The organism is Ferrimonas pelagia, assembly GCF_039543565.1.
Taxonomy (GTDB): Bacteria; Pseudomonadota; Gammaproteobacteria; order Enterobacterales; family Shewanellaceae; genus Ferrimonas; species Ferrimonas pelagia.
In genome coordinates this window covers 22,688-45,784 of record NZ_BAABJZ010000003.1, presented here as the reverse complement: position 1 = coordinate 45,784, position 23,097 = coordinate 22,688, and the positions used below count along the sequence as shown (strand labels likewise).

Sequence of the window (23,097 nt, the reverse complement as noted above, 5' to 3'; positions counted from 1 at the left end):
GGGGCAAGACATGCGCATTGCATTGGGGATTGAATATAACGGGCACGGTTACTTTGGCTGGCAAAAGCAGCGTGAGGTGATCGGGGTTCAGCAGCGATTGGAAGAGGCGCTGGCCAAGGTGGCGAACCATCCGGTGGATGTGTTTTGTGCCGGGCGAACCGATGCCGGCGTGCATGGTACCGGGCAGGTGGTGCATTTTGATGCTCAGTTTGAGCGTCGTCCCGCCGCTTGGACCCTGGGGGTCAACGCCAATTTGCCGGACAACATTGCGGTGCGCTGGGCCAAACCGGTGAGTGACGATTTCCATGCCCGCTTTTCAGCGACAGCACGCCGTTATCGTTACATTATCTACAATCATCGCCTGCGCCCTGGGATCCTGCGCCATGGCGTGAGCCATTATTACCATGCCCTCGACGCCAACTTAATGGAAGAAGCCGGCCAGTTGTTGCTGGGTGAGAACGATTTTACCTCATTTCGTGCCATTCAATGCCAGTCTCACAGCCCTTGCCGCAATGTCCATCACCTTAAGGTGGATCGTCAGGGCGACTTTGTCATCGTCGACATCAAGGCCAACGCCTTTGTGCACCATATGGTGCGCAACATTGTGGGGTCGCTGATGGAAGTGGGTCAGGGCAACCAGCCCAAAGAGTGGATCACCGAGCTACTGGCGGCGAAAAACCGCGATCTGGCGGCGGCAACGGCCAAAGCGGAGGGATTGTACTTGGTCGAGGTGGATTATCCTGAGGCCTTTGGCATCCCACGCAGCGCGCCAGGACCGCTGTTTTTGCCGGATCCGCTATAGCGCAAAGAGATTTGATATCTTATTGTTTTGAGCCGTATTAAGAGGGTATGACCAGTTTTCGTTAGCTGCCAAAACGCCCTTATGGTTTAATGGCTGCCATGCTAAAACAGGTACAGGGGCCCAACCTTGCACGATGGCGACTCGTTGCCCGTCGGTTGGCTGCAAGTTCCCTACCTTTGTCGGCCGGAAGGCCGAGTTTGCCGGAATGGAGAGAGAGCCGCAAATGAGTTGGTTAACAAAGATCCTGCCAAAAAGCAAAGCGGTGGCAGAGCGTCGTCGCAGCGTGCCGGAAGGGGTTTGGAGTAAGTGCAGTAAGTGCGATCAGATCCTCTATGGTGTTGAGCTGAGCCGCAACCTGGAGGTGTGTCCCAAGTGTGATAATCACATGCGGATCACTGCGCGCACCCGGTTGGAGCGTTTACTGGATGAAGGCACCCACCAAGAGTTGGGCGCCGAGCTTGAGCCGCAGGATATCCTCAAGTTTCGTGATTCCAAAAAGTACAAAGATCGTATCAGCCAAGCCAACAAGGCCAGCGGTGAGAAAGACGCGCTGATCGTGATGGAGGGCGAGCTGCAAGGCTTGCCTGTGGTGGTGTGTGCGTTCGAATTTGCCTACATGGGCGGCTCGATGGCGTCCGTGGTTGGGGCTCGATTTGTTCGAGCGGTCAATGTGGCGCTGGAGAAGGGGATCCCACTGATCTGTTTCTCGGCCAGTGGTGGCGCGCGGATGCAGGAAGCCTTGTTCTCGCTGATGCAGATGGCCAAGACCTCGGCGGCGCTGGCGCGGATGCGAGAGCGCGGTTTGCCCTATATCTCGGTGTTGACCGATCCCACCATGGGCGGCGTTTCGGCGTCATTGGCCATGCTGGGCGATCTGAATATCGCTGAGCCGGGCGCCCTGATCGGTTTTGCCGGTCCTCGCGTGATCGAGCAGACCGTTCGCGAGAAGCTGCCAGAAGGCTTCCAGCGCAGCGAGTTTCTGCTGGAGAAAGGTGCGATCGACATGATCGTTGATCGTCGCGACATGCGTGACACCTTAGGCCGGACCCTCGCTAAGTTTACCCACCAGACCGCAACGGAAACGGTTGAGTCCAGCGAGACGGCTGAGGAATGATCCCGACGCTCGACACGAGCCACTCCCTAGCGGAGTGGCTTGATCAGATCTTAGCTCTGCACCCCACTGAAATCGATTTAGGCTTGGCGCGTTTGCGCACCGTCGCGCAGCGTCTGCAGCTGACCGCGTTGCCACACAGCCGGGTGATCACCGTCGCCGGAACCAACGGCAAGGGCACCACTTGTGCATTGATGGCGCGGATCCTACGCGAAGCCGGTTACTCGGTGGGCGTGTTCTCATCTCCCCATATTGAGCGCTACACCGAGCGGGTCCAGATCAATGGCGACGAGTTAGACGAGCAGGCACATGTTGATGCTTTCAGTGCCATTGCGGCGGCGCAGGGTGAGACCAGCCTGACCTTTTTCGAGTATTCGGCGCTGGGCGCCTTGTGGCTGTTTGCGCGCCATCAACCGGATGTGGTGTTGCTTGAGGTTGGCCTGGGTGGACGACTGGATGCGACCAATCTGATCGACGCCGATGTGGCGGTGGTGACCACGGTGGATCTGGATCATCAGGACTATCTGGGGGATAGCCGGGAAGGGATCGGTCGAGAAAAGGCCGGTGTGTTTCGTCCTGGCCATGCCGCGATCTGTGGCGATCCTCAACCGCCCGCTTCGGTGGCGTGTTATGCCGATGCGATCGGCGCTTCGCTGAGTCAACGGGGACGCGAGTTTGAGCTGCGCCGTCACGCGGACAGCTGGGATTATCACAGTGACGATCTCTGCCTGACGGCACTGCCGCTGCCGGCGATCCCGCTGGACAATGCGGCGACGGCCCTGACGGCGCTGCGTGCGCTGCTGGGGATCTTACCTGAGCCTGCGGTTCGTGTCGCTCTGGCACAGATCCAGGTCGAGGGGCGGTTGGAGCATCTTGCGCAGCAGCCGGCTTTGGTGTTGGATGTGGCGCATAACCCGCAAGCGGGCGGCTATCTGGCCGACTGGTTGGCTCAGCAGAGCTACGGGCAGGTGCACGCGGTGTGCGCCATGCTGGCGGATAAGGACATTGCTTCGACCCTGGCGCTGTTTCGCTCCCTGCCGCTGCAGTGGTATGTGGCCGATCTGTCGGTTCCTCGTGGTGCCTCGGCCGAGCAGTTGGCGCAGCATGTGGCAGCGCCGCGCCAGTTTGCCAGTGTGGCGCAGGCGCTTGACGCGGCGTTAGCGCAGGCGGCGCCGGATGATCTGGTGATCTTGTTTGGCTCCTTTTACACTGTGGCCCAAGCAAAACAGTACTGGCGAGAGAGGAGCTGAATTTGGCTAAGCCTTTGCACAACCGATTGGTCGGCACGGTGGTGATCGTCGCGCTGGGCGTTATGGTGCTGCCGGACTTACTTAATGGTGAGAAGACCCGGGTGGAGGAGCAATTTGCCACCATCCCGTTGCGGCCGGCTCTGGATGTGACGCCGGATCACGCCGAGGTGTTTGAGCCTATCGTGTCGCAAGCCGAGCCGGTGGTGGTGGCACTGCAGGACGATGCGACAAACCCGGCTCCTGAGCCCGGCTCGGCGCCTGTGGTGGACGCCAGCGTGCCGAAACCGGAAGCCGATGAGGCTATCCGTTCTGGCTGGAGCATTCGTCTGGGCAGCTTCCGCAGTGCCAGCAACGTCAACCGATTGGTACAGGAGTTACGGGCACAGGATTATCCGGCCTATACCGTACCGGCGGTGCCGCAAGACGGTGAGTTGACCGTGGTGTTTGTGGGGCCGGAGATCGAGCAGAAACGGATCAAGGCACTGCAGCAAGAACTGGCCGAGCGGCATTCGCTGCAAACCCAGTTGGTTCGTTATGACCCATTAAAGATTTAATCGCCCGCCTTCGCGGGCTTTTTATTGTTTTGCAGACAGGATCCTGTCTTTTGTATTCGACCGTGTGAAAACGGCGGCGCTCTGGTAAAATCGCCGCCCAAAAACAAGAGGAAGGGGACGCAGCGAATGATGGTATGGATCGATTATGCGATCTTGGCAGTGATCGGATTATCAGTGGTGATCAGTTTGATCCGTGGCTTCGCCCGTGAAGCCATGTCGCTGGTGGTGTGGATCGCCGCGTTTGTGATCGCCAGTCGCTTCTATGAGGATCTGGCGGTCTTTCTTACCCAGATCAGCGAGCCGATGCTAAAAAAAGGCGCGGCCGTGGCCATCTTATTCATTTCGACCCTGATCCTTGGAACACTGGTGAACTACCTGATCGGTCAGTTGGTGGATAAGACCGGATTAAGTGGCACAGACAGGGTGCTGGGTGCCTGCTTCGGCGCATTGCGCGGGGTACTGGTGGTCAGTGCGATGCTGTTCTTCCTCGATAGCTTTACCACCGCCTCATCGGCGCTGTGGTGGCAGCAATCGGCCCTTATCCCCGAGTTTGGCATCGTGATCCAATGGTTTTTTGACCATATCGAGCAGTCCTCCAGTTTCCTAAGACAAATATAACAACACCCTATATAGAACATCGACCTTTGTGAGGAAACTCAAACATGTGTGGTATCGTCGGGATCGTCGGGCATACGCCCGTGAATCAACTGATCTATGATGCTTTGACCGTTTTGCAACACCGTGGCCAGGACGCCGCCGGGATCTGTACCATTGATGGACAGGCCTTCCGCCTGCGCAAAGCCAACGGCCTGGTTAAGGATGTGTTTGAAATTAAACACATGCATCGACTGCAGGGCAATATCGGTATTGGCCATGTGCGTTACCCTACCGCCGGCAGCTCCAGCTCTTCTGAGGCGCAGCCTTTCTATGTGAATTCGCCGTTTGGCATCACCCTGGCCCATAACGGCAACCTGACCAACTACGACGATCTGGTCGCCTCTATGGCGGTGATGCGACGTCATATCAACACCGGCTCGGATTCTGAGTTGATGCTCAACGTGCTGGCTCATGAGTTGCAAAAATCGCAAGCGCACTGCCCGAATGCGGCGGATGTGTTTGAGGCGGTGCGTCAGTTGCATCGTCAGGTACGCGGTGCCTACGCCGCCGTCGCTATGGTGATCGGTGTCGGTATGGTGGCTTTCCGCGATCCGTTTGGGATCCGCCCCTTGGTGTTAGGGAAGAAAGAGACCGAGCTGGGCACCGAGTACATGGTGGCGTCGGAGTCGGTGTCTTTGGACGCGTCCGGTTTTGACACCCTGCGGGATGTCGCGCCGGGTGAGGCGATCTTCGTGGATTTTGATGGCAACCTGCATACCCAACAGTGTGCGGATGCGCCTCAGCATGTGCCCTGTATCTTTGAGTACGTCTATTTTGCCCGTCCGGACTCCACCATCGATGGGATCTCTGTCTATGGCAGCCGCGTCAACATGGGAACCCGCTTGGGGGCCAAGATCGCCCGTGAGTGGCGAACCCATGATATCGATGTGGTGATCCCGATCCCGGAGACCTCGTGTGACATTGCGCTGCAGATCGCCCATGAGTTGGATCTGCCTTACCGCCAGGGCTTTGTGAAGAATCGCTACATCGGCCGCACCTTCATCATGCCAGGTCAGGTACAGCGCAAGAAGTCGGTACGGCGCAAGCTCAACCCGATCAGCCAGGAGTTTAAGGGCAAGAACGTGTTGCTGGTGGATGATTCCATCGTGCGGGGCACTACTTCTGAGCAGATCATTGAGATGGCGCGCGAAGCCGGTGCGAAGAAGGTGTATTTTGCCTCTGCGGCACCGGAGATCCGCTTCCCCAATGTCTATGGTATCGATATGCCTAGCCCGGAAGAGCTTATCGCTTATGGTCGTGAAGTGGAGCAGATCTGCGAGCAGATCGGCGCCGATGGCCTGATCTTCCAGGATATCGATGATCTGGAAGCGGCGGTGCGTGAAGCCAATCCAAGCATTCCTCATTTCGAAACCTCGGTCTTTACCGGCCGCTATGTCACCGGCGACATTGATCAAGCCTATCTGGACCGACTCAACGCCAGTCGCAACGAGGATGCGAAGGTGAAGCAGGCGGGAGAGCAGAGCACCAATCTGGAGATCCATAACGTTTGCCACCCATAACAAACGTTGCGATCAAAAACGCCGCTGCGGATCTCCGCAGCGGCGTTTTTTTATGGCTCTGAGCGTCAGCTCATATAAGCGGGCCCGAAGCCGTAACTCCAGAGAATGACCGAGCTGGCCATGATCCCCACCAGCAGCACTAAGCCGCAGGTGACCAGTGAGCTGGCGTAGATAAAGCCGCGCTCTTCAGGGATGTTCATCAGGATAGGGACGCCGGAGTAGAGCAGGTAGACGGAGTAGGTCACCCCAGCCAGGCCAGCCATCATGACAAACCAAAGCTGGGGGTACAGGGTGGCAAAGCCGACCATGAACATGGGCGTGGCGGTATAGGCGGCCAGCTCTAAGGCTTGGGAAAAATCGGGATCGGCGCCAAAGGTTTTGGCCATCCAGTGCGCCAGATACGCCAAGGCAAAGACGCCAGCGATCAAGGCGATGTACATGGCCCCGGCCATCTTCAGGGCACTGAGGTTGGTCAGGTAGATGGGATCGCCCGCGCCGATATCCCAACCGATGTGGGCAGCGGCAAAATAGCCGCAAATGGCGGGGATCAGGGCGATCACTAGGATGTGGATCAAGCTGGAAGAGAGACCTTCATGACTGCGTTCAATGGTTTTCCATTCTTGCCGAGGGTGGGTGTAGAGTCCCCAGAGGTGGTTCAATATCATAGTTATAGTCCTTTTGATGGTCACTATCTTCAGTGTCGATGCTGCAGACACTACAACTATTGCTTGCTGACAATCTTGGCTGCTTAATGCAGAGCAGGGCGGTAAAACGCCGAAAAAACCGCCAAGCAATGTTCTAGTTATTGGTGAATGCTTGTTTAGAGTCAAGCCGTTTTCGTCATCGGCAGAACATCATTCCGGTATACTGGCGACGATCTGCTACCCAGCAAGGAGCCTCAGGTGTTAGCAAGTGTGTTGTCCCCTGTTCGACAGTTCGTGCACTGTCCGACGCCAGCCAGTTGGCTGGCCGAAGCCCCGAACCAGCCCGCTATTTTATTGATCGACCACGCCAATTGTGAGTTGAAAGCTGCCCAGGCCGCGGTGCGGCTGTTGCGTCGCTACAGCGGGGATGAGACGGACTGGTTGGCCGCGATGGCCCCCTGTGAGGATGTGGCCTACGGACGATGCTCGGTGCGGCGGTTTCTGGCCAACGTTGAGCGCTATCGATTACCGCAGCCGGGCAAACGCAGTGCGTTGATCGACAAGCTGTACTTGTTGGTGCGTGAGGAGCTGCACCATTTTCGCCAGGTATTGGAGATCATGCAGCGGCGTGGTGTGGCGTATGATGCGTTACCCGCAGGGCAGTACGCGCGGGATCTGCGCCGGGCCTGTCGCACCCATGAGCCGGCGTGTTTGGTCGATCAGTTGATCATCGGGGCGTATATCGAGGCGCGCTCGTGTGAGCGTTTTGCGGCCTTAATCCCCTTGGTTGACGCAGAGCTGGGTCAGTTTTACCGGTCCTTGCTGCGCTCGGAAGCGCGTCACTTCGAAGATTATTTGGCGTTAGCGCAAGGGCTCAGCTCGGAGCCGGTGACGGAGCGGATAAGGCTGATAGGGCAGGTGGAAGCGAGATTGATCGAGCGTTTGGATCCGCTCTATCGCTTCCATTCTGGTCAACCCCATTAAAGGGCACTGCGGTGTAATGTCGCGCCGTCCTGGGTTAGTACCAGCACACTTTCCTGGCTATACCAATCGCCGACGACCAGGCGTTCACGGCCCTCATCGAGCTGATGAATGCAGGGTCTGTGGGTATGGCCGTGGATCATACGGCTGGCGTTGTACTCGCGCATGACGCTGTCTACTGCCTGCTCAGTCACGTCGACGATCTGATAATCGTCTTGCTGGGCGCGATCCTTACTCTTGGCTCGGCCACGATCGGACAGATAGCGACGCAATTTGAGTGGCATGGCCGCGGTGACAAAACGGAACCAGGGCTTGTTGCGTAGCGTGCGAAACTTCTGGTATTCGACGTCATCGGTGCACAGGCTATCGCCGTGCAGGATCACTGTGGTGTGGCCATACAGTTCGACGCAGGCGATCTCAGGCAGCAGGATCATGCCGGTTCGCTGCGAGAAACGCTGACCCAAGGCAAAATCCCGATTGCCGTGGCTGAAGTAGACCTGGGTCTTGGCCGTGGCCGCTTGGATGATCTGAGCGATCTGATCGGTAAAGGCATTGATGTCATCATCCCCGATCCAAAACTCAAACAGATCGCCAACGATGTACAAAGCCTCGACGTTCTCGAGCTCATGTTCGACAAAACGGGCAAAGGCGGCCGTGATATCGGGGCGGGAGGGGCACAGATGCAGATCGCCGATGATCAACGTGCGAGGGCCGCAAACTGCGGCCCCCTGATAGCGTGCGTTACTCTGCAACGGTGACGCTCTCGATCACAACGGCGTGCAGTGGCACGTCTTGGTGCATGCCGTGGTTGCCGGTGGCCACGGCTTTGATCTTCTCAACGATGTCCATACCTTCGCTCACTTCGCCGAAGACGCAGTAACCGAAGCCTTGCATGGATTCATTTTTGAAGTCCAGGAAGGTGTTGTCATTGACGTTGATGAAGAACTGAGACGAGGCGGAGTGTGGATCCGGGGTACGCGCCATCGCAATGGTACCGGTCTTGTTGGACAGGCCGTTGCTGGCTTCGTTCTGGATGTTGGCGTGGGTGGGCTTTTGCTGCATATCGGCATCAAAACCGCCACCTTGTACCATGAAGCCATCGATCACGCGGTGGAAGATGGTGCCGTTGTAGAAACCTTCTTTGGCGTACTTAAGGAAGTTCTCGACGGTGATCGGCGCCTTTTCAGCATTCAGGGAAAGGGTGATGTCACCGTGGTTGGTGTGCAAAGTTACCATAATGGTCAGTCTCTTGTTTGATTGGCAAGCGCCGATCCTACCTGATCCCGCCGTGCGGAAAAAGCTCGTAAGAACGACCGGGTCTCATGCTAGAATAGCGGCTTTCCACTTTTCGCTTGACCACAGTTCGACAAAGAGTCCAATGATGCTGCAGATCTACAACACCCTGACCCGTCAAAAAGAGCAATTTAAACCCATCGTGCCCGGCAAAGTGGGTATGTATGTGTGCGGGGTGACCACCTACGATCTCTGCCACGTTGGCCACGCCCGTACTTACGTTGCTTTCGATACCGTGGTGCGCTTTCTGCGCAGCCAAGGGATGGAAGTGACCTATGTGCGCAATATCACCGATGTCGAAGACAAGATCATCAATCGGGCCAATGACAATGGCGAGTGCTGGAGCGAGCTTGTGGCCCGCAACGTGGCGCTGATGCACGAAGATTTTGATGCGTTAGGTTTGTTGCGTCCTGATATCGAGCCGACCGTGAGCGGCCATATGGATGAGATCATCGCCATCATTGCCAAGCTGGTGGAAAAGGGCCATGCCTATGCCACGGAAGCCGGGGATGTTTGGTTTGAAGTGAAGAGCTTTGCCGATTACGGCAAGCTGTCGCGCCAAGATCTGGAGCAGCTGCAATCCGGTGCGCGTGTCGATATCGATGAGTCCAAGCGTAACCCGATGGATTTTGCTCTGTGGAAGAGCGCCAAGCCGGGTGAGCCAAGCTGGACGTCCCCATGGGGCGAAGGGCGCCCAGGCTGGCACATTGAGTGCTCGGCCATGAGCGGCAAGCATCTGGGTGAGGTGTTCGACATCCACGGTGGCGGCAGCGATCTGATGTTCCCGCACCACGAGAATGAAGTGGCGCAAAGCTGCTGTGCGCATGATAACGACTACGTTAACTACTGGATGCACTCCGGTATGGTGCAGATAAACAAAGAGAAGATGTCCAAATCACTGGGCAACTTCTTCACCATCCGTGAGGTGTTGAAGCAGTACCAAGCGGAGTCGGTGCGTTACTTCCTGCTGTCCAGCCACTACCGCAGCCAGTTGAACTATTCCACCGATAACTTGGATCAGGCCCACTCCGCGCTGGAGCGACTGTACACGGCTTTGCGTGGTGTGACGCCGGCGCAGCAAGTGGATATGGATAACGACTACGTCAAGCGCTTCAATGCCGCCATGAACGACGACATCAACACCGCCGAGGCATTGCCGGTGTTGTTTGATCTGGCACGGGAGCTGAACATCACCAAGGAAGACGGTGAGTCCGAGCTGGCGGCGCAGTTGGCGGGCTTGATGATCACGCTGGGTGACATTCTTGGCCTGTTGGGCCAGGCGCCGGAAGCCTTCTTGCAGGGCGGTGGCGATGACGAAGAGGTGGCGCAGATCGAAGCGTGGATCGCCCAACGTAACCAAGCGCGTGCCGATAAGAATTGGCCGGCGGCCGATGAAGCGCGCGATGCGCTTAATGCTCTAGGCGTGATCCTGGAAGATGGTGCGGGTGGCACCACCTGGCGTCGCAAGTAAGCGTCATCCCAACCAGCGGCACGCTGGCTTGATGAAGATCCGGGGTCCCGAAAGGGGCCCCGGATTTTTTTATGCGCTGGACTCAAGCTGAACCGATGGCGAGGAGCATTCGTCAGGGATTGCTGTTTGCTATACTCGCGGATAGTATCCGTCGCTCTATTCTCAGTAATAAGGTGTTTGGGGTGCAGAGCTTGGTAAAGGGGGCGACGCAAATGTCGACGAATGTGAGTGTGTTCAGACAAATGATCCCTGCGATCGGCCGTTTTCTAGCGGTTGCGTTACTGCTGGCCGCCGCGACGGCGGTTATCCATCTGGAGGTGCGTTGGCTGCTGGGTCATGTCGGTGAAGACTCGTTAGTGGAGTACATGCAGGAGCTGATCTTGGCGGTGACGGTGGCCATGTTCCTGCTGTTGGTAGCCAAACGTCCGGCTCAGCGAGGAGCGGCGGTGCTCGTCGGTGGCTTTTTTGCGGTTCTGTTGATCCGGGAGATGGATTCCGTCTTTGATCAGATCGTGCACGGTTTCTGGAAGTACCCCGCGGTGCTGCTGGCCGCGACCGCGATTGGCTATGCCTACCGCCATCCTCAGACAACGGGCATGCCGCTGGTGGCTTACAGTCGGCACAGCAGCTTTGGACTGATGATCGCTGGAATGGCGATCTTAATGGTGTTCTCTCGCTTGTTCGGTATGGGCATACTCTGGAACACCCTAATGGGGGAGCAGTATGTTCGCGGTGTAAAAAATTTGGCTGAGGAGGGGACCGAACTGCTGGCTTATTGCCTGATCTTTTGCTCGTCCGCTTGGTATACCCTGAGTCAGCTAGCCGATAAGCGGAGCAAACAGCCGTCTTAAATCACCCAGACACATCGGCTCGCAGGTTGGTTTTAGCGTCGGCCGTGTCGTGACAGATGCTTAACAACACCAGTGTCATCGATGACGCGGTGCGTTTTACCTAACCCGTCCTTCGGTCCGAGGCGCGCCTCTGTTGGCCTGTCATTGGCTGAAAGCGCCCGGTAAACCGTCCTTGACCGGGCTATTTGTCTCGGCTCTACGCTTCAGTGCTGTGATAGCGCTTGCAGGCATACAGGGTATTTTCCAGCAGGCTGGCGATGGTCATTGGTCCCACGCCGCCGGGGACAGGGGTGATGAATCCGGCGCGTTCGGCGGCCGTGGTAAACTCGACATCGCCGGTTAGCTTGCCATTCTCCAATCGATTGATCCCCACGTCGATAACAATGGCGCCGGGCTTGATCCAATGACCAGGGATAAAATTGGGTTTACCGACGGCCACGATCAGCAGATCGGCCTGACTAACATGGTATTGCAGATCTTCGGTAAAGCGATGACAGGTCGTTGTGGTGCAACCGCGCAACAAGAGTTCGAGACTCATGGGCCGACCGACAATGTTGGAGGCGCCCACCACCACAGCGTGCAGCCCTTGGGGGCGGACACCGGTTGAGCGTATTAGGGTCATGATCCCCATTGGGGTGCAGGGGCGAAGCACGGGCATGCGCTGGGCCAGTCGGCCGATATTGTATGGATGGAAGCCGTCGACGTCCTTGTCGGGCCGGATCCGTTCGATCACCTGAGTGGTGTCGATATGCGCCGGCAGCGGCAGCTGGACCAGGATCCCGTCGATGAGTGGATCGGCATTGAGCTGATCAAGCAGGGGCAGTAGCTGGTCGAGTTGAGTGTCGTCGGGTAGGTCATAGCTGCGGGAGTAAAAGCCAACCTGTTCACAAGCGCGGCGTTTATTGCCGACATAAACCTGTGAGGCGGGATCATGGCCAACCAGGATCACGGCGAGGCCGGGGGGGCGTTTATCTAAAGCGGAACGGGACGCCACTTCTTGTTGGATCTTTTGGCGGACGTCGGCAGCAATCACTTTTCCATCAATGAGCTGGGCAGTCATAGTCATCCTTTTGGTTATAATTAGGGGGAATGGATGCCGAGCGCATTTTACCAGTAAGTGTGATTGTGGTCACGCGGCGTGGGTGGGTTAGCGGGGTAAATTACGCCGCGCGACGTGGAGGCGTTCAAGCTTTAGCCAAACGGCATTGTTGTTGGAAAAAGTGATTGACGGCAGATCGAGAGAGGTCTAATATCCGCCCCCGTTGAGAGGCCATGGCGCAGCGTCATGCACTTGACTGGGGAACAGCCACATTACGATAATGTCGCGCCTGCTATCACAGGACCCAATTGATAGGACAACGTCGGTGAATAGCGCAGCTTGGTAGCGCATCTGGTTTGGGACCAGAGGGTCGGGGGTTCGAATCCCTCTTCACCGACCACTTTTTAGTGGTACGCAAATATTGCCGTATTCTCTGCGCCCGTAGCTCAGTTGGATAGAGCATCCGCCTTCTAAGCGGATGGCCGCGGGTTCGAATCCTGCCGGGCGTGCCATAAAACTCGGTGGTGGCTATAGCTCAGTTGGTAGAGTCCCGGATTGTGATTCCGGTTGTCGCGGGTTCAAGTCCCGTTAGCCACCCCACCCATTTAGAAAAGGGGAGATGCATTATGCATCTCCCCTTTTTGCTTTGTGCTCCGGCTCATGATCCCCATCTCGACTCTCTTCAAACCTGCCGCTATAATAGCCCGTCCTTTATTAAGGCGTGGACGCCTGTAGCGCCCAGTGTGGGGCAATTTTTCGCCTTCATTGGGACCGGATTTATTCCTGTCGGTATGGACCGGCAGGAAGCCAAAAGAATATCGAGTACTGAGGTAACGAAATGCAAGTTTCCGTTGAAACCACCCAGGGCCTGGAACGCCGCATGACCATCACCGTGGCAGCGACTGAGTTCGAGCCAAAGGTGATCGAAGAGATGAAAAAAGAAGCCAAGCGTATCCGTCTGGATGGCTTCCGTCCTGGCAAGGTTCCAGTGTCTGTGTTTAAGAAGCGTTACGGCCAAGCCATTCGCGCCCAAGTTCTGGGTGACGTAATGCAGCACAGCTTCTTCCAGGCTGTGGTTGAGCAGAAGCTGAACCCAGCGGGCATGCCACGATTTGAGCCTCTGAAATCCGACGAAGGTCAGGATCTGGAGTTTGCCGCTCTGTTTGAAGTCTACCCTGAGGTAGAGCTGTCTGGTCTGGACAGCATCGAAGTAGAAAAGCCAGTTTGTGACGTGACCGAAGCGAACGTTGACACCATGCTGGAAACTCTGCGTAAGCAGCACGCTGCTTTCGAAGCGGTTGAGCGCGAAGCGGCCGACAGCGACCGTGTGAAGTTTGACTTCAACGGCTCCATCGACGGCGAAGAGTTTGAAGGCGGTAAGGCCGAGAACTTTGAGCTGGAGATCGGTTCCGGTCGTATGATCCCTGGCTTTGAAGAAGGCATCAAAGGCCACAAAGCGGGCGAAGAGTTTGCGGTTGAAGTAACCTTCCCAGAGGATTACCACGCTGAAAACCTGAAAGGTAAAGCGGCTTCCTTCGCCATCAAACTGCACGCCGTTGAAGCGCAGGTTCTGCCTGAGCTGAACGATGACTTCGTGGTTAAATTTGGTATCGCCGAAGGCGGTGTTGAAGCCCTGCGCGCCGAGGTTCGTAAGAACATGGAGCGTGAGCTGAAGCAAGCGCTGAAGAACGCCACCAAGCAGCAGGTTATCGAAGGTCTGGTTAAGGCCAACGACATCGATATGCCATCGGCTCTGGTTGATCAGGAAGTGGGTCAGCTGCGCCAGCAAGCGATGCAGCGCTTTGGTGGCCAGCAAGGCAACAACATGCCTGAGCTGCCAGCAGAACTGTTTGCTGACGAAGCGAAGCGCCGTGTGCAGGTTGGCCTGTTGCTGGGCGAAGTGATCAAGTCTAAAGATCTGAAAGTGGAAGATGAGCGTGTGAACGCGCTGATCGCCGAAATGGCGTCCGCTTACGAAGATCCTCAGGAAGTTCAGGATTACTACGCCAAGAACGATGAGATGATGCAGAACATGCGCAATGTTGCTTTGGAAGAACAAGCAGTTGACGCGATTCTGGCAGAAGCTAAAGTTACTGAGAAAGAAGTGAACTTTGAAGAGTTCATGAACCAGCAGCAGCGCTAAGTCTCTGTGATTTGACTTGGCCTTATCGGCCAATCTTATAATGGCTCGTATGAGGCTTCGCTCATACGAGCCATTTTGTTAGGGAAACGACAAATTATGCAGCATTTGCAAGATTCTCCGCTGAACGCCCTGGTGCCCATGGTGGTGGAACAAACCGCCAAAGGTGAGCGTTCGTACGACATCTACTCTCGTTTGCTAAAGGAGCGCGTGATCTTCTTGACCGGACCGGTTGAGGATCATATGGCGAATTTGGTGGTCGCGCAGTTGTTGTTCCTGGAGTCAGAGAATCCCGATAAGGATATCTATCTGTACATCAACTCCCCAGGTGGCTCGGTCACGGCGGGGATGTCGATCTACGACACCATGCAGTTTATTAAGCCAGATGTGAGCACCGTGTGCATGGGCCAAGCGGCCAGCATGGGCGCCTTCCTGCTCGCTGGCGGGGCTAAGGGTAAGCGCCACGTGCTGCCGAACGCCCGCGTGATGATCCATCAGCCTCTGGGCGGCTTCCAGGGCCAGGCGTCGGATATTGCTATCCATGCGCAAGAGATCATCGGCATCAAACATAAGCTCAACACTCTGCTGGCCGAACATACCGGACAGCCAATGGAAGTGATCGAGCGAGATACCGACCGCGATAACTTTATGAGTGCTGATCAGTCAGTCGAGTACGGTTTGGTGGACTCAGTACTGGCAAGACGGGTTACCGCGTAGAGCAAAAGCGTGTACCCTGTCATAGACTGTATAAAGACTGTAAAGCGCCTGTATGAAGGGGTAGTGAATGAGTGATATCCACAAGGGTGATGGCGATAACAGCAAATTGCTGTATTGCTCTTTCTGTGGCAAAAGCCAGCACGAAGTGCGTAAGTTAATTGCCGGCCCTTCGGTTTATGTGTGTGATGAGTGCGTTGAATTGTGCAACGACATCATCCGCGAAGAAGTAAAAGAGCTGACGCCGAAACGTCAGGCAGATCGGTTACCGACCCCTCATGAGATCCGAGCCCATCTGGACGAGTACGTCATTGGTCAGGAACAGGCGAAGAAGGTATTGTCTGTTGCGGTCTATAACCACTACAAACGTTTGCGCCATGGCGGCGGGAGCGCAGAGGTGGAGCTGGGTAAGAGTAACATCCTGTTGATCGGTCCTACCGGTTCGGGTAAGACCCTGCTGGCGGAGACGATGGCGCGCTTACTGGATGTGCCGTTTACCATGGCGGACGCCACCACACTGACCGAGGCCGGTTATGTGGGTGAAGACGTCGAGAACATCATCCAGAAGCTGTTGCAGAAGTGCGACTATGATGTCGAGAAGGCCCAGCGCGGCATTGTCTACATCGATGAGATCGACAAGATCTCACGCAAATCTGACAACCCCTCGATCACCCGGGATGTGTCCGGCGAAGGCGTACAGCAGGCATTGCTGAAGTTAATCGAAGGCACCGTGGCTGCGGTTCCGCCGCAAGGTGGGCGCAAGCATCCGCAGCAGGAATTTTTGCAGGTGGATACCTCCAAGATCCTGTTTATCTGTGGTGGGGCGTTTGCCGGCTTGGATAAGGTGATCGATCAGCGTGCCTTTGTCGGCACCGGGATCGGATTTGGTGCGGAAGTCCGCAGCCAGGACGATGGCAAGTCGATCACCGAAACCTTCGCTCAGGTCGAGCCGGAAGATCTGGTCAAATATGGCCTGATCCCTGAGTTCATTGGCCGTCTGCCGGTGTTGGCGACCTTGGGTGAGTTGGATGAGGACGCGCTGGTGCAGATCCTCAACGAGCCGAAGAACGCTTTGACCAAGCAATATGGTGCTTTGTTTGAGCTGGAAGGCACTGAGCTTGAGTTCCGTGAAGATGCCTTGCGCGCGATCGCTCGCAAAGCGATGGAACGGAAAACCGGTGCGCGTGGTCTGCGTTCGATCGTAGAAGGGACCTTGCTGAACACCATGTACGATCTGCCGTCCATCGATAATGTCGAAAAGGTGGTGGTCGATGAGTCGGTGATCCGCGGAGAATCTGAGCCGCTGTTGATCTATCGCAGCGAGGCCCAAGCCGCCGCAGCAGAATGACGGCGCAAGCTTGGCGAATATTTGCCAGGTGATTGATTGGAAAGGGGCCAAAGGGCCCCTTTTTTGTGCCTGTAACATTGAATCCGTTGGATCCAGCACCATATACTGACTATGCGAAACCGATCCATTCCACGGGTTCGGTGCGTACGCTGAGGGATGCCAAGCTGAATTGGGCTTGACGGGTCAGGCTGCTGCCGTTGGTCATTGAAGCATGTGAGCCTCACTCGAGAGGCGTACGTTCGAGTGTCGCAGCGTAAATGCGCTGGGACAGCGCGGTTACGCTGCGAACACTTAACCCGGTTTGGACCGGCAATACCCCCTCTTTTTTCCTGCAGCCAAATGGAAGTGAGCGATGACCCTAGAGCGAACTGATCACGTAGTCATTCCCGTACTCCCCTTAAGGGACGTGGTGGTCTATCCCCATATGGTGATCCCACTGTTTGTCGGGCGCCAAAAATCAATCAGTTGCCTTGAAGCGGCGATGGAGCAAGACAAGCAGGTATTGCTGGTTGCGCAACGCGAGGCGGACCAAGATGAGCCGGATGAAAACGACATCTACCATGTCGGTACGGTAGCCTCGATCCTGCAGCTTTTGAAGTTGCCGGATGGCACGGTGAAGGTGTTGGTCGAGGGCGGTCAGCGTGCTCGGATCCGCCAGTTTACTGAGCTGGATCCTTTCTTCGTGGCGGAAGCGGAGTTTCTCTCGTCAAAAAATGTGCCGGATCGCGAAGAAGAGGTGCTGGTCCGCACTGCAATTAGTCAGTTTGAAGGCTATATCAAGCTGAACAAGAAGATCCCGCCCGAGGTGCTGACGTCGCTTAATGGCATCGATGAGGCGGCCCGCCTTGCCGACACCATGGCCGCGCATATGCCGCTTAAGCTGGCCGATAAGCAGGCGGTGATGGAGATGGTCGATGTCGCGGAGCGGCTCGAATATCTGATGGCGACGATGGAATCTGAGATCGACATACTGCAAGTCGAGAAGAAGATCCGTGGTCGGGTGAAAAAGCAGATGGAGAAGAGCCAGCGCGAGTATTACCTCAATGAGCAGATGAAGGCGATCCAGAAAGAGTTGGGTGAGCTGGATGACGCGCCGGATGAGTTTGAGGCGCTGGCCAATAAGATCGACGAAGCCAAGATGCCCGCGGAAGCCAAAGATAAGGCGTCGGCGGAGCTTAATAAGCTCAAGATGATGTCACCGATGTCGGCGGAAGCCACGGTGGTGCGCAGCTACGTAGATTGGATGGTGAGCGTGCCTTGGGCGAAGCGCTCTAAGGTGAAGAAGGATCTGGCGGTCGCCAGTGACGTGCTCGATGCCGACCACTTTGGTCTGGAAAAGGTCAAAGAGCGGATCCTGGAGTACCTCGCGGTTCAGGCGCGGGTGAAGCAGCTGAAGGGGCCTATCCTGTGTTTGGTTGGGCCACCGGGAGTGGGTAAAACCTCTTTAGGTCAGTCTATTGCCAGGGCGACGGGACGTAAGTACGTACGGATGGCGCTGGGTGGGGTACGAGACGAAGCGGAGATCCGTGGCCACCGTCGGACCTATATTGGCTCTATGCCGGGCAAGTTGATCCAGAAGATGTCGAAGGTGGGAGTGAAGAACCCGCTGTTTCTGCTCGATGAGATCGACAAGATGAGCTCAGACATGCGCGGCGATCCGGCTTCGGCCCTGCTGGAGGTGTTGGATCCTGAGCAAAATAACGCCTTTAACGATCATTACTTGGAGGTGGATTACGATCTGTCCGATGTGATGTTTGTGGCGACCTCGAACTCGATGAACATTCCGGGCCCGCTGCTGGATCGGATGGAAGTGATCCGGCTGTCGGGATACACCGAAGATGAAAAACTGAACATCGCGAAGCAGCACCTGCTCGACAAGCAACTCAAGCGCAATGGGGTGAAAGCCGGTGAGCTGGTGGTGGACGACAGCGCCATTATCGGCATTATTCGTTACTACACCCGAGAAGCTGGCGTGCGGAGCTTAGAGCGGGAGATCTCGAAGATCTGCCGTAAGGCAGTGAAGCAGATCCTGCTGGGTAAGAGTGACAAGCCGGTGGTGGTCAATATGGACAACCTCAAGGAGTATTTGGGGGTTCAACGTTTTGATTATGGTAAGGCGGAGGAGACCAATCAGATCGGCCAAGTGACGGGATTGGCTTGGACGGAAGTGGGCGGCGATCTGCTGACCATTGAAACCACTTCAGTGCCGGGTAAAGGAAAGCTGGCTTATACCGGCTCGCTCGGCGATGTGATGCAGGAGTCTATCCAAGCGGCGATGACCGTCGTGCGCGCCCGGGCGGAGAAGCTTCGGGTCAATGCGGATTTCTATGAAAAACGTGACATTCACGTGCACGTCCCCGAAGGCGCAACCCCGAAAGATGGCCCCTCAGCCGGTATTGCTATGTGCACCGCGTTGGTGTCTTCATTGACGGGCAACCCGGTGCGCTCCGATGTGGCCATGACCGGTGAGATCACCCTGCGCGGTGAGGTGCTGCCGATCGGGGGTTTGAAAGAGAAACTGCTGGCGGCACACCGGGGCGGGATCAAGCGGGTGCTCATTCCAAAAGAGAATGAACGCGACTTGGAAGAGATCCCTGAAAACGTGAAAGCGGACCTAGAGATCAAAGCAGTACGGTGGATCGATGAGGTGCTGGAATTGGCGCTAGAGCACGCACCATCGGGCTTTGAGGTAATTGAAGCGCGTTCGTGACTCGTTTAATAACCAATGCGCCCATTCAGGGCGCATTTTTATTGCGTGACCCGAAAAAAGGCTTTTCAAGCTGAAAATACGTGGTAGTGTAGACAACTGAACAAATTCGGATCTGTCTGCAGACCGCAGCAGGACTGGGTTTGAGCCGTATCCGATAAATGGAATTAGCAGTCTGCAAGGTGCTTGAACTTCGATTTCAAGCTTGATATAAAACCTCGACAGACCGCGCACCGACTAAGGACATCGCGGCGGTGCGAAAAATAGAATTCAAGGGGATGAAATGAACAAATCTCAACTGATCGATCAAATTGCTTCCGGCGCAGATATCTCTAAAGCGGCTGCTGGCCGTGCTCTGGACTCTTTCATCGATTCTATCACCGAAACTCTGAAAAACGGTGATAAGATCTCTCTGGTTGGCTTCGGTACTTTCGAAGTACGCGAGCGCGCAGAGCGTACCGGTCGTAACCCACAGACTGGTAAAGAGATCAAAATTGCAGCGGCTAAGATCCCAGCTTTCAAAGCCGGTAAAGCCCTGAAAGACGCCGTAAACTAAGAACGGTTTGCACGTAACGCTCAAGCCTTTGGCTTGAGCGTTGTTGTTTGGCGGGGTTGTTAGGATCATTGCTGACAATAGTCAAACAAATAAAGGCGCATCCTCCCAAGGTGCGCTTTTTTTGTTAATATTCGAACCCTTGCATATCGATACCCAAATATAGAGAAGGTAGATGTTAGAGAAGATCCGTGAGGGCTCCCAGGGGCCAGTCGCCAAGATCATCCTTGGTGCGGTGATCTTATCCTTCGCCCTGACCGGCGTGTACAGCTATCTCGGCACCAATGCCGAGCAGATGGCCGCGGATGTCAATGGTGAAGAGATCAGTCGCTACGATCTGGACCAGGCCTTTCAGAACGAGCAGGGCCGCATGCGCGCTCAGCTCGGTGAGATGTTTGATAGTTTGGCGGCGGACAGCAACTACATGGCGGGCTTGCGCCAGAGTGTGCTTGACCGTTTGATCGCCGAACGTTTGATCGATCAAAAAGTGGATGCGATGGGTTTGCGTGTTTCTGACGCACAGATCCAAGCCGCCATCGTATCTATGGCCGAGTTTCAGGTGGATGGCCGCTTTGATAACGATCGTTATCAAGCGGTGCTGCGCCAAAACGGCCTGAACGGCATGCGTCTGCGTGATCTGATGCGCCGCGATATGGCCCGCCAGCAGCTGATGATTGGTTTGATGGGGAGCGAATTTAGCACGCAAAGCGAAGTGCTGTCTTTGGCTCAGTTGCAACAGCAAACCCGTGATCTGCGCTATGTGCAGATCAGCGCTGCCGATTTCCAAGCTGACTTGTCGGTGACGGAAGAAGAGATCGAGGCTTACTACAGCAGCAACCCACTGCAATTTGTTCAAGATGAGCAGGTTAAGGTGGAGTTTGTTGAGCTGAATGTGGCCGACATGGCGGCGTCTCAGGTGGTTTCTGACGAGGAAGCCAACGAGTACTACCAAGCCCAATCCACTCTGTTCACTCAACCTGAGCGCCGCTTGGCCGCACACATGCTGTTTGAAGGTTCTGACGGCGAAGAACGTGCCGAAGCCGCCTTGGCTCGCGTACGTGCCGGTGAGTCTTTTGCCGAGGTCGCTAAGGATGTCTCTGATGATACCTTTACCGCTGACAATGGCGGTGAGTTGGATTGGATGACACCAGGTACCATGGATCAGGCCTTTGATGCTGTGCTGTTTGGCTTGGCGGAAGGGGGCGTGTCCGAGGTGGTGTCCTCTGACTATGGCTATCAGCTGATCCACGCCAAAGAAGTGGAAGCCAGCACCGTGCGCCCGTTCGCGGACGTGCAAGCCAGCATCACCGAGACCTTGCAAGCGGATAAAGCGCAGCGTGAGTTCTACGAGCTGCAGCAAACCTTGGCCGACGTGAGCTTTGAGGTGCCGGATTCTCTGGAAGAGGCGGCGGAAGCGATCGGTGCCAAGGTACAGACCAGTGTGCTGTTTGAGCGCAACATGGCGCCTGCGCCGTTGAACAACCCACGTGCCTTGGCCGCGGCGTTTTCCGAAGCGGTTCTGTTGGATGCGATGAACTCCGATCTGGTTGAGATCGAAAGCGGCCACATGCTGGTACTGCGCGTGATCGAGCATATCGAGTCCGGCACCAAGGCATTGGCGGATGTTCGTGCTCAGATCGAGCAGCGCTTGTTGACCGAGAAAGCCTCCGAGCTGGCTCAGCAACAAGCGGACGCAAAGCTGGCGGCTTGGCAAGCTGGGACCGCGCCTGAAGGCGTGATCGCAGTTGCGGCAGTGAGCCGCTTTGGTCAAGCTGACTTGGATCCCACTCTGGTACAGAGTGCCTTTAAGATGGTTCTGCCTGAGTCCGGTAGTGCGATCGATTCTGTGCGCTTGCCCAGCGGTGACATTGCGGTCGTGGCGCTGGATGCGATCAACGTCCCGGAGCAGATTGACGGCGAAGAGCAACTGAAAGGTCGTTTGGCTCAGCAGATGAGCGAAGCGGGCTATCAGGCGTTGGTGGAGAGCCTGCGTGCGGAAGCGACCATCCTGTATCAGGCTGGCGCGAACCAATAATACTGCTTTTAGCTTAATGAACGGCGACCTCGGGTCGCCGTTTTTTTTCTGTCGCTATCTTATGGTGAATGGTCTGATCACCACGCTGTGGGTTTAATGCGATGGCCGGTTTAGGGTAACCTTGCCAGCAGAAATTTTGTCATGACGCGGGCAGAGCCCTTAACGGGAATGGCCGGCGTCGGCGTTTAGGGAATTGAAGATGATCATCAAACCGAAAACTCGTGGCTTTATCTGTACCACAACCCATCCAGTGGGTTGTGAGAAGAACGTACAGGATCAAATTGCATACGTTCAATCTCAGCCAGCATTAACCGACGGCCCTAAGCGCGTATTGGTTGTTGGCTCGTCCAGCGGTTATGGCTTGTCGTCGCGGATCTCTGCGGCTTTCGGCTGTCAGGCTGCTACCATCGGGGTGTTTTTCGAAAAGCCGGCGACCGAACGCAAGCCAGGCACGGCAGGTTGGTACAACGCTGCCGCTTTTGACAAGGCCGCGCATGAGGCCGGCTTGTACGCCAAGAGCATTAACGGTGATGCCTTCTCTCATCAAGCCAAACAAAAGGCGATCGAGCTGATCAAGCAGGATCTGGGTCAGATCGATATGGTGGTTTACTCTCTGGCGTCTCCGGTACGTAAACTGCCAGACAGCGGTGAGCTGGTGCGTTCCTCCCTTAAGCCGATGGGCGAAACCTACACGGCAACCGCAGTCGATACCAATAAAGATGTGCTGTTTGAAGCCAGCATCGAAGCGGCGACCGAGCAGGAAGTGGCCGATACCGTGACCGTGATGGGCGGACAGGATTGGGAACTGTGGATCCAGGCGCTGTCCGAGGCGGGCGTGTTGGCCCAAGGCTGTCGCACCGTCGCGTACAGCTACATCGGTACCGAGATCACCTGGCCGATCTACTGGCATGGTGCGTTGGGTGAGGCGAAGAAAGATCTGGATCGTGCCGCAACGGCGCTGAATGATCAGTTGGCCGCCATTGATGGTGGCGCGAACGTGGCTGTGCTTAAAAGTGTGGTGACTCAGGCTTCCTCTGCGATCCCGGTGATGCCGTTGTACATTGCCATGGTGTTTAAGAAGATGCGCGAAGAGGGCGTGCACGAGGGCTGTATCGAGCAGATCTGGCGCATGCTCAGCGATCGTTTGTACCGCGCCGATGGCACTATCCCAACGGATGACGACAATCGCCTGCGTTTGGATGACTGGGAGCTGCGCGAAGACATTCAGCAGCACTGTCAGACGCTGTGGAGCCAGGTGACCAACGACAACCTGACGGAGCTGGCCGATTACAACGAGTATAAGGCGGAGTTCTTAAGCCTGTTCGGCTTCGGCTTAGCGGGGATCGATTACGATGCCGATGTCGATCCCGTGGTGCCGTTTGAGGTGATCGCGCTGGATTGATCCTCACCCTGCCATCGATTTAGAC

20 protein-coding genes and 3 tRNA genes are annotated in these 23,097 nt (G+C 56.1%); 19 read left to right on the top strand and 4 right to left on the bottom strand.

The window, feature by feature from the left end:
* Positions 1-10 precede the first annotated feature (10 nt).
* From truA to purF, 6 genes are all read left to right on the top strand, one after another.
* Positions 11-802: a tRNA pseudouridine(38-40) synthase TruA gene (gene truA / locus ABEA08_RS00730; protein WP_345332216.1), complete on the top strand. Its 792-nt coding sequence runs from the start codon at positions 11-13 to the stop codon at positions 800-802.
* A 223-nt stretch (positions 803-1,025) separates the two neighbouring features.
* The gene (gene accD, locus ABEA08_RS00725) at positions 1,026-1,916 is read left to right on the top strand and encodes an acetyl-CoA carboxylase, carboxyltransferase subunit beta (RefSeq protein ID WP_345332214.1); all 891 of its coding nucleotides are present in this window, start codon (positions 1,026-1,028) and stop codon (positions 1,914-1,916) included.
* Complete coding sequence (gene folC, locus ABEA08_RS00720) at positions 1,913-3,163, top strand: bifunctional tetrahydrofolate synthase/dihydrofolate synthase (RefSeq protein WP_345332212.1); 1,251 nt, start codon at positions 1,913-1,915, stop codon at positions 3,161-3,163. The genes accD and folC overlap by 4 nt, the downstream gene beginning before the upstream one ends.
* 2 nt (positions 3,164-3,165) lie before the next feature.
* A complete protein-coding gene (locus tag ABEA08_RS00715) occupies positions 3,166-3,717 on the top strand; it encodes an SPOR domain-containing protein (RefSeq protein WP_345332210.1) in 552 nt (183 codons plus the stop codon).
* Between the two features lie 129 nt (positions 3,718-3,846).
* Entirely contained in the window at positions 3,847-4,335 is a 489-nt protein-coding gene (locus ABEA08_RS00710; protein WP_345332442.1) for a CvpA family protein, read from the top strand.
* A 44-nt stretch (positions 4,336-4,379) separates the two neighbouring features.
* Entirely contained in the window at positions 4,380-5,894 is a 1,515-nt protein-coding gene (gene purF / locus ABEA08_RS00705) for an amidophosphoribosyltransferase (protein ID WP_345332208.1), read from the top strand.
* Between the two features lie 65 nt (positions 5,895-5,959).
* On the opposite strand, the gene ABEA08_RS00700 is transcribed toward purF, so the two are convergent.
* Positions 5,960-6,559 carry a Yip1 family protein gene (locus tag ABEA08_RS00700; protein WP_345332207.1) on the bottom strand — a complete coding sequence of 200 codons (600 nt, stop codon included), beginning with the start codon at positions 6,557-6,559 and terminating at the stop codon, positions 5,960-5,962.
* Between the two features lie 237 nt (positions 6,560-6,796).
* Here ABEA08_RS00700 and ABEA08_RS00695 point away from each other — a divergent pair, with 237 nt between their 5' ends.
* Positions 6,797-7,522: a MiaE family protein gene (locus ABEA08_RS00695; protein WP_345332205.1), complete on the top strand. Its 726-nt coding sequence runs from the start codon at positions 6,797-6,799 to the stop codon at positions 7,520-7,522.
* Here ABEA08_RS00695 and ABEA08_RS00690 read toward each other — a convergent pair.
* Together ABEA08_RS00690 and ABEA08_RS00685 are read right to left on the bottom strand one after the other, a co-directional pair.
* Positions 7,519-8,271: a UDP-2,3-diacylglucosamine diphosphatase gene (locus tag ABEA08_RS00690; RefSeq protein WP_345332203.1), complete on the bottom strand. Its 753-nt coding sequence runs from the start codon at positions 8,269-8,271 to the stop codon at positions 7,519-7,521. The two genes, ABEA08_RS00695 and ABEA08_RS00690, sit on opposite strands and share 4 nt — an antisense overlap.
* A complete protein-coding gene (locus ABEA08_RS00685; RefSeq protein WP_345332201.1) occupies positions 8,261-8,755 on the bottom strand; it encodes a peptidylprolyl isomerase in 495 nt (164 codons plus the stop codon). Before ABEA08_RS00685 ends, ABEA08_RS00690 begins: the two co-directional genes overlap by 11 nt.
* Positions 8,756-8,897: 142 nt before the next feature.
* Between ABEA08_RS00685 and cysS the strand changes: the two genes are divergently transcribed.
* Positions 8,898-10,283: a cysteine--tRNA ligase gene (cysS, locus tag ABEA08_RS00680; protein ID WP_345332200.1), complete on the top strand. Its 1,386-nt coding sequence runs from the start codon at positions 8,898-8,900 to the stop codon at positions 10,281-10,283.
* Between the two features lie 242 nt (positions 10,284-10,525).
* Positions 10,526-11,134 (top strand): hypothetical protein, encoded by a 609-nt coding sequence (locus ABEA08_RS00675; protein ID WP_345332199.1) that lies wholly within the window; start codon positions 10,526-10,528, stop codon positions 11,132-11,134.
* A 196-nt stretch (positions 11,135-11,330) separates the two neighbouring features.
* On the opposite strand, the gene folD is transcribed toward ABEA08_RS00675, so the two are convergent.
* A complete protein-coding gene (gene folD, locus ABEA08_RS00670) occupies positions 11,331-12,194 on the bottom strand; it encodes a bifunctional methylenetetrahydrofolate dehydrogenase/methenyltetrahydrofolate cyclohydrolase FolD (protein ID WP_345332197.1) in 864 nt (287 codons plus the stop codon).
* Positions 12,195-12,496: 302 nt separating this feature from the next.
* Here folD and ABEA08_RS00665 point away from each other — a divergent pair.
* The 10 genes from ABEA08_RS00665 to fabV all read left to right on the top strand — a co-directional run bounded on the left by ABEA08_RS00665 (position 12,497) and on the right by fabV (position 23,072).
* Positions 12,497-12,573, top strand: a tRNA-Pro gene (locus tag ABEA08_RS00665).
* A gap of 35 nt (positions 12,574-12,608) precedes the next feature.
* Positions 12,609-12,685, top strand: a tRNA-Arg gene (locus tag ABEA08_RS00660).
* Between the two features lie 12 nt (positions 12,686-12,697).
* A tRNA-His gene (locus ABEA08_RS00655) sits at positions 12,698-12,773 on the top strand.
* A gap of 238 nt (positions 12,774-13,011) precedes the next feature.
* Complete coding sequence (tig, locus tag ABEA08_RS00650) at positions 13,012-14,316, top strand: trigger factor (RefSeq protein WP_345332195.1); 1,305 nt, start codon at positions 13,012-13,014, stop codon at positions 14,314-14,316.
* Positions 14,317-14,412: 96 nt separating this feature from the next.
* On the top strand, positions 14,413-15,030 hold the full coding sequence (gene clpP / locus ABEA08_RS00645; protein ID WP_345332192.1) for an ATP-dependent Clp endopeptidase proteolytic subunit ClpP: 618 nt from the start codon (positions 14,413-14,415) through the stop codon (positions 15,028-15,030).
* A gap of 67 nt (positions 15,031-15,097) precedes the next feature.
* The gene (gene clpX / locus ABEA08_RS00640) at positions 15,098-16,375 is read left to right on the top strand and encodes an ATP-dependent protease ATP-binding subunit ClpX (RefSeq protein ID WP_345332190.1); all 1,278 of its coding nucleotides are present in this window, start codon (positions 15,098-15,100) and stop codon (positions 16,373-16,375) included.
* Between the two features lie 352 nt (positions 16,376-16,727).
* Positions 16,728-19,085 (top strand): endopeptidase La, encoded by a 2,358-nt coding sequence (gene lon / locus ABEA08_RS00635; RefSeq protein ID WP_345332189.1) that lies wholly within the window; start codon positions 16,728-16,730, stop codon positions 19,083-19,085.
* A 280-nt stretch (positions 19,086-19,365) separates the two neighbouring features.
* A complete protein-coding gene (gene hupB, locus ABEA08_RS00630) occupies positions 19,366-19,638 on the top strand; it encodes a nucleoid-associated protein HU-beta (protein WP_345332187.1) in 273 nt (90 codons plus the stop codon).
* Positions 19,639-19,810: 172 nt separating this feature from the next.
* Complete coding sequence (locus tag ABEA08_RS00625; protein WP_345332185.1) at positions 19,811-21,670, top strand: SurA N-terminal domain-containing protein; 1,860 nt, start codon at positions 19,811-19,813, stop codon at positions 21,668-21,670.
* Between the two features lie 199 nt (positions 21,671-21,869).
* Complete coding sequence (fabV, locus tag ABEA08_RS00620; RefSeq protein WP_345332184.1) at positions 21,870-23,072, top strand: enoyl-ACP reductase FabV; 1,203 nt, start codon at positions 21,870-21,872, stop codon at positions 23,070-23,072.
* Positions 23,073-23,097 lie beyond the last annotated feature (25 nt).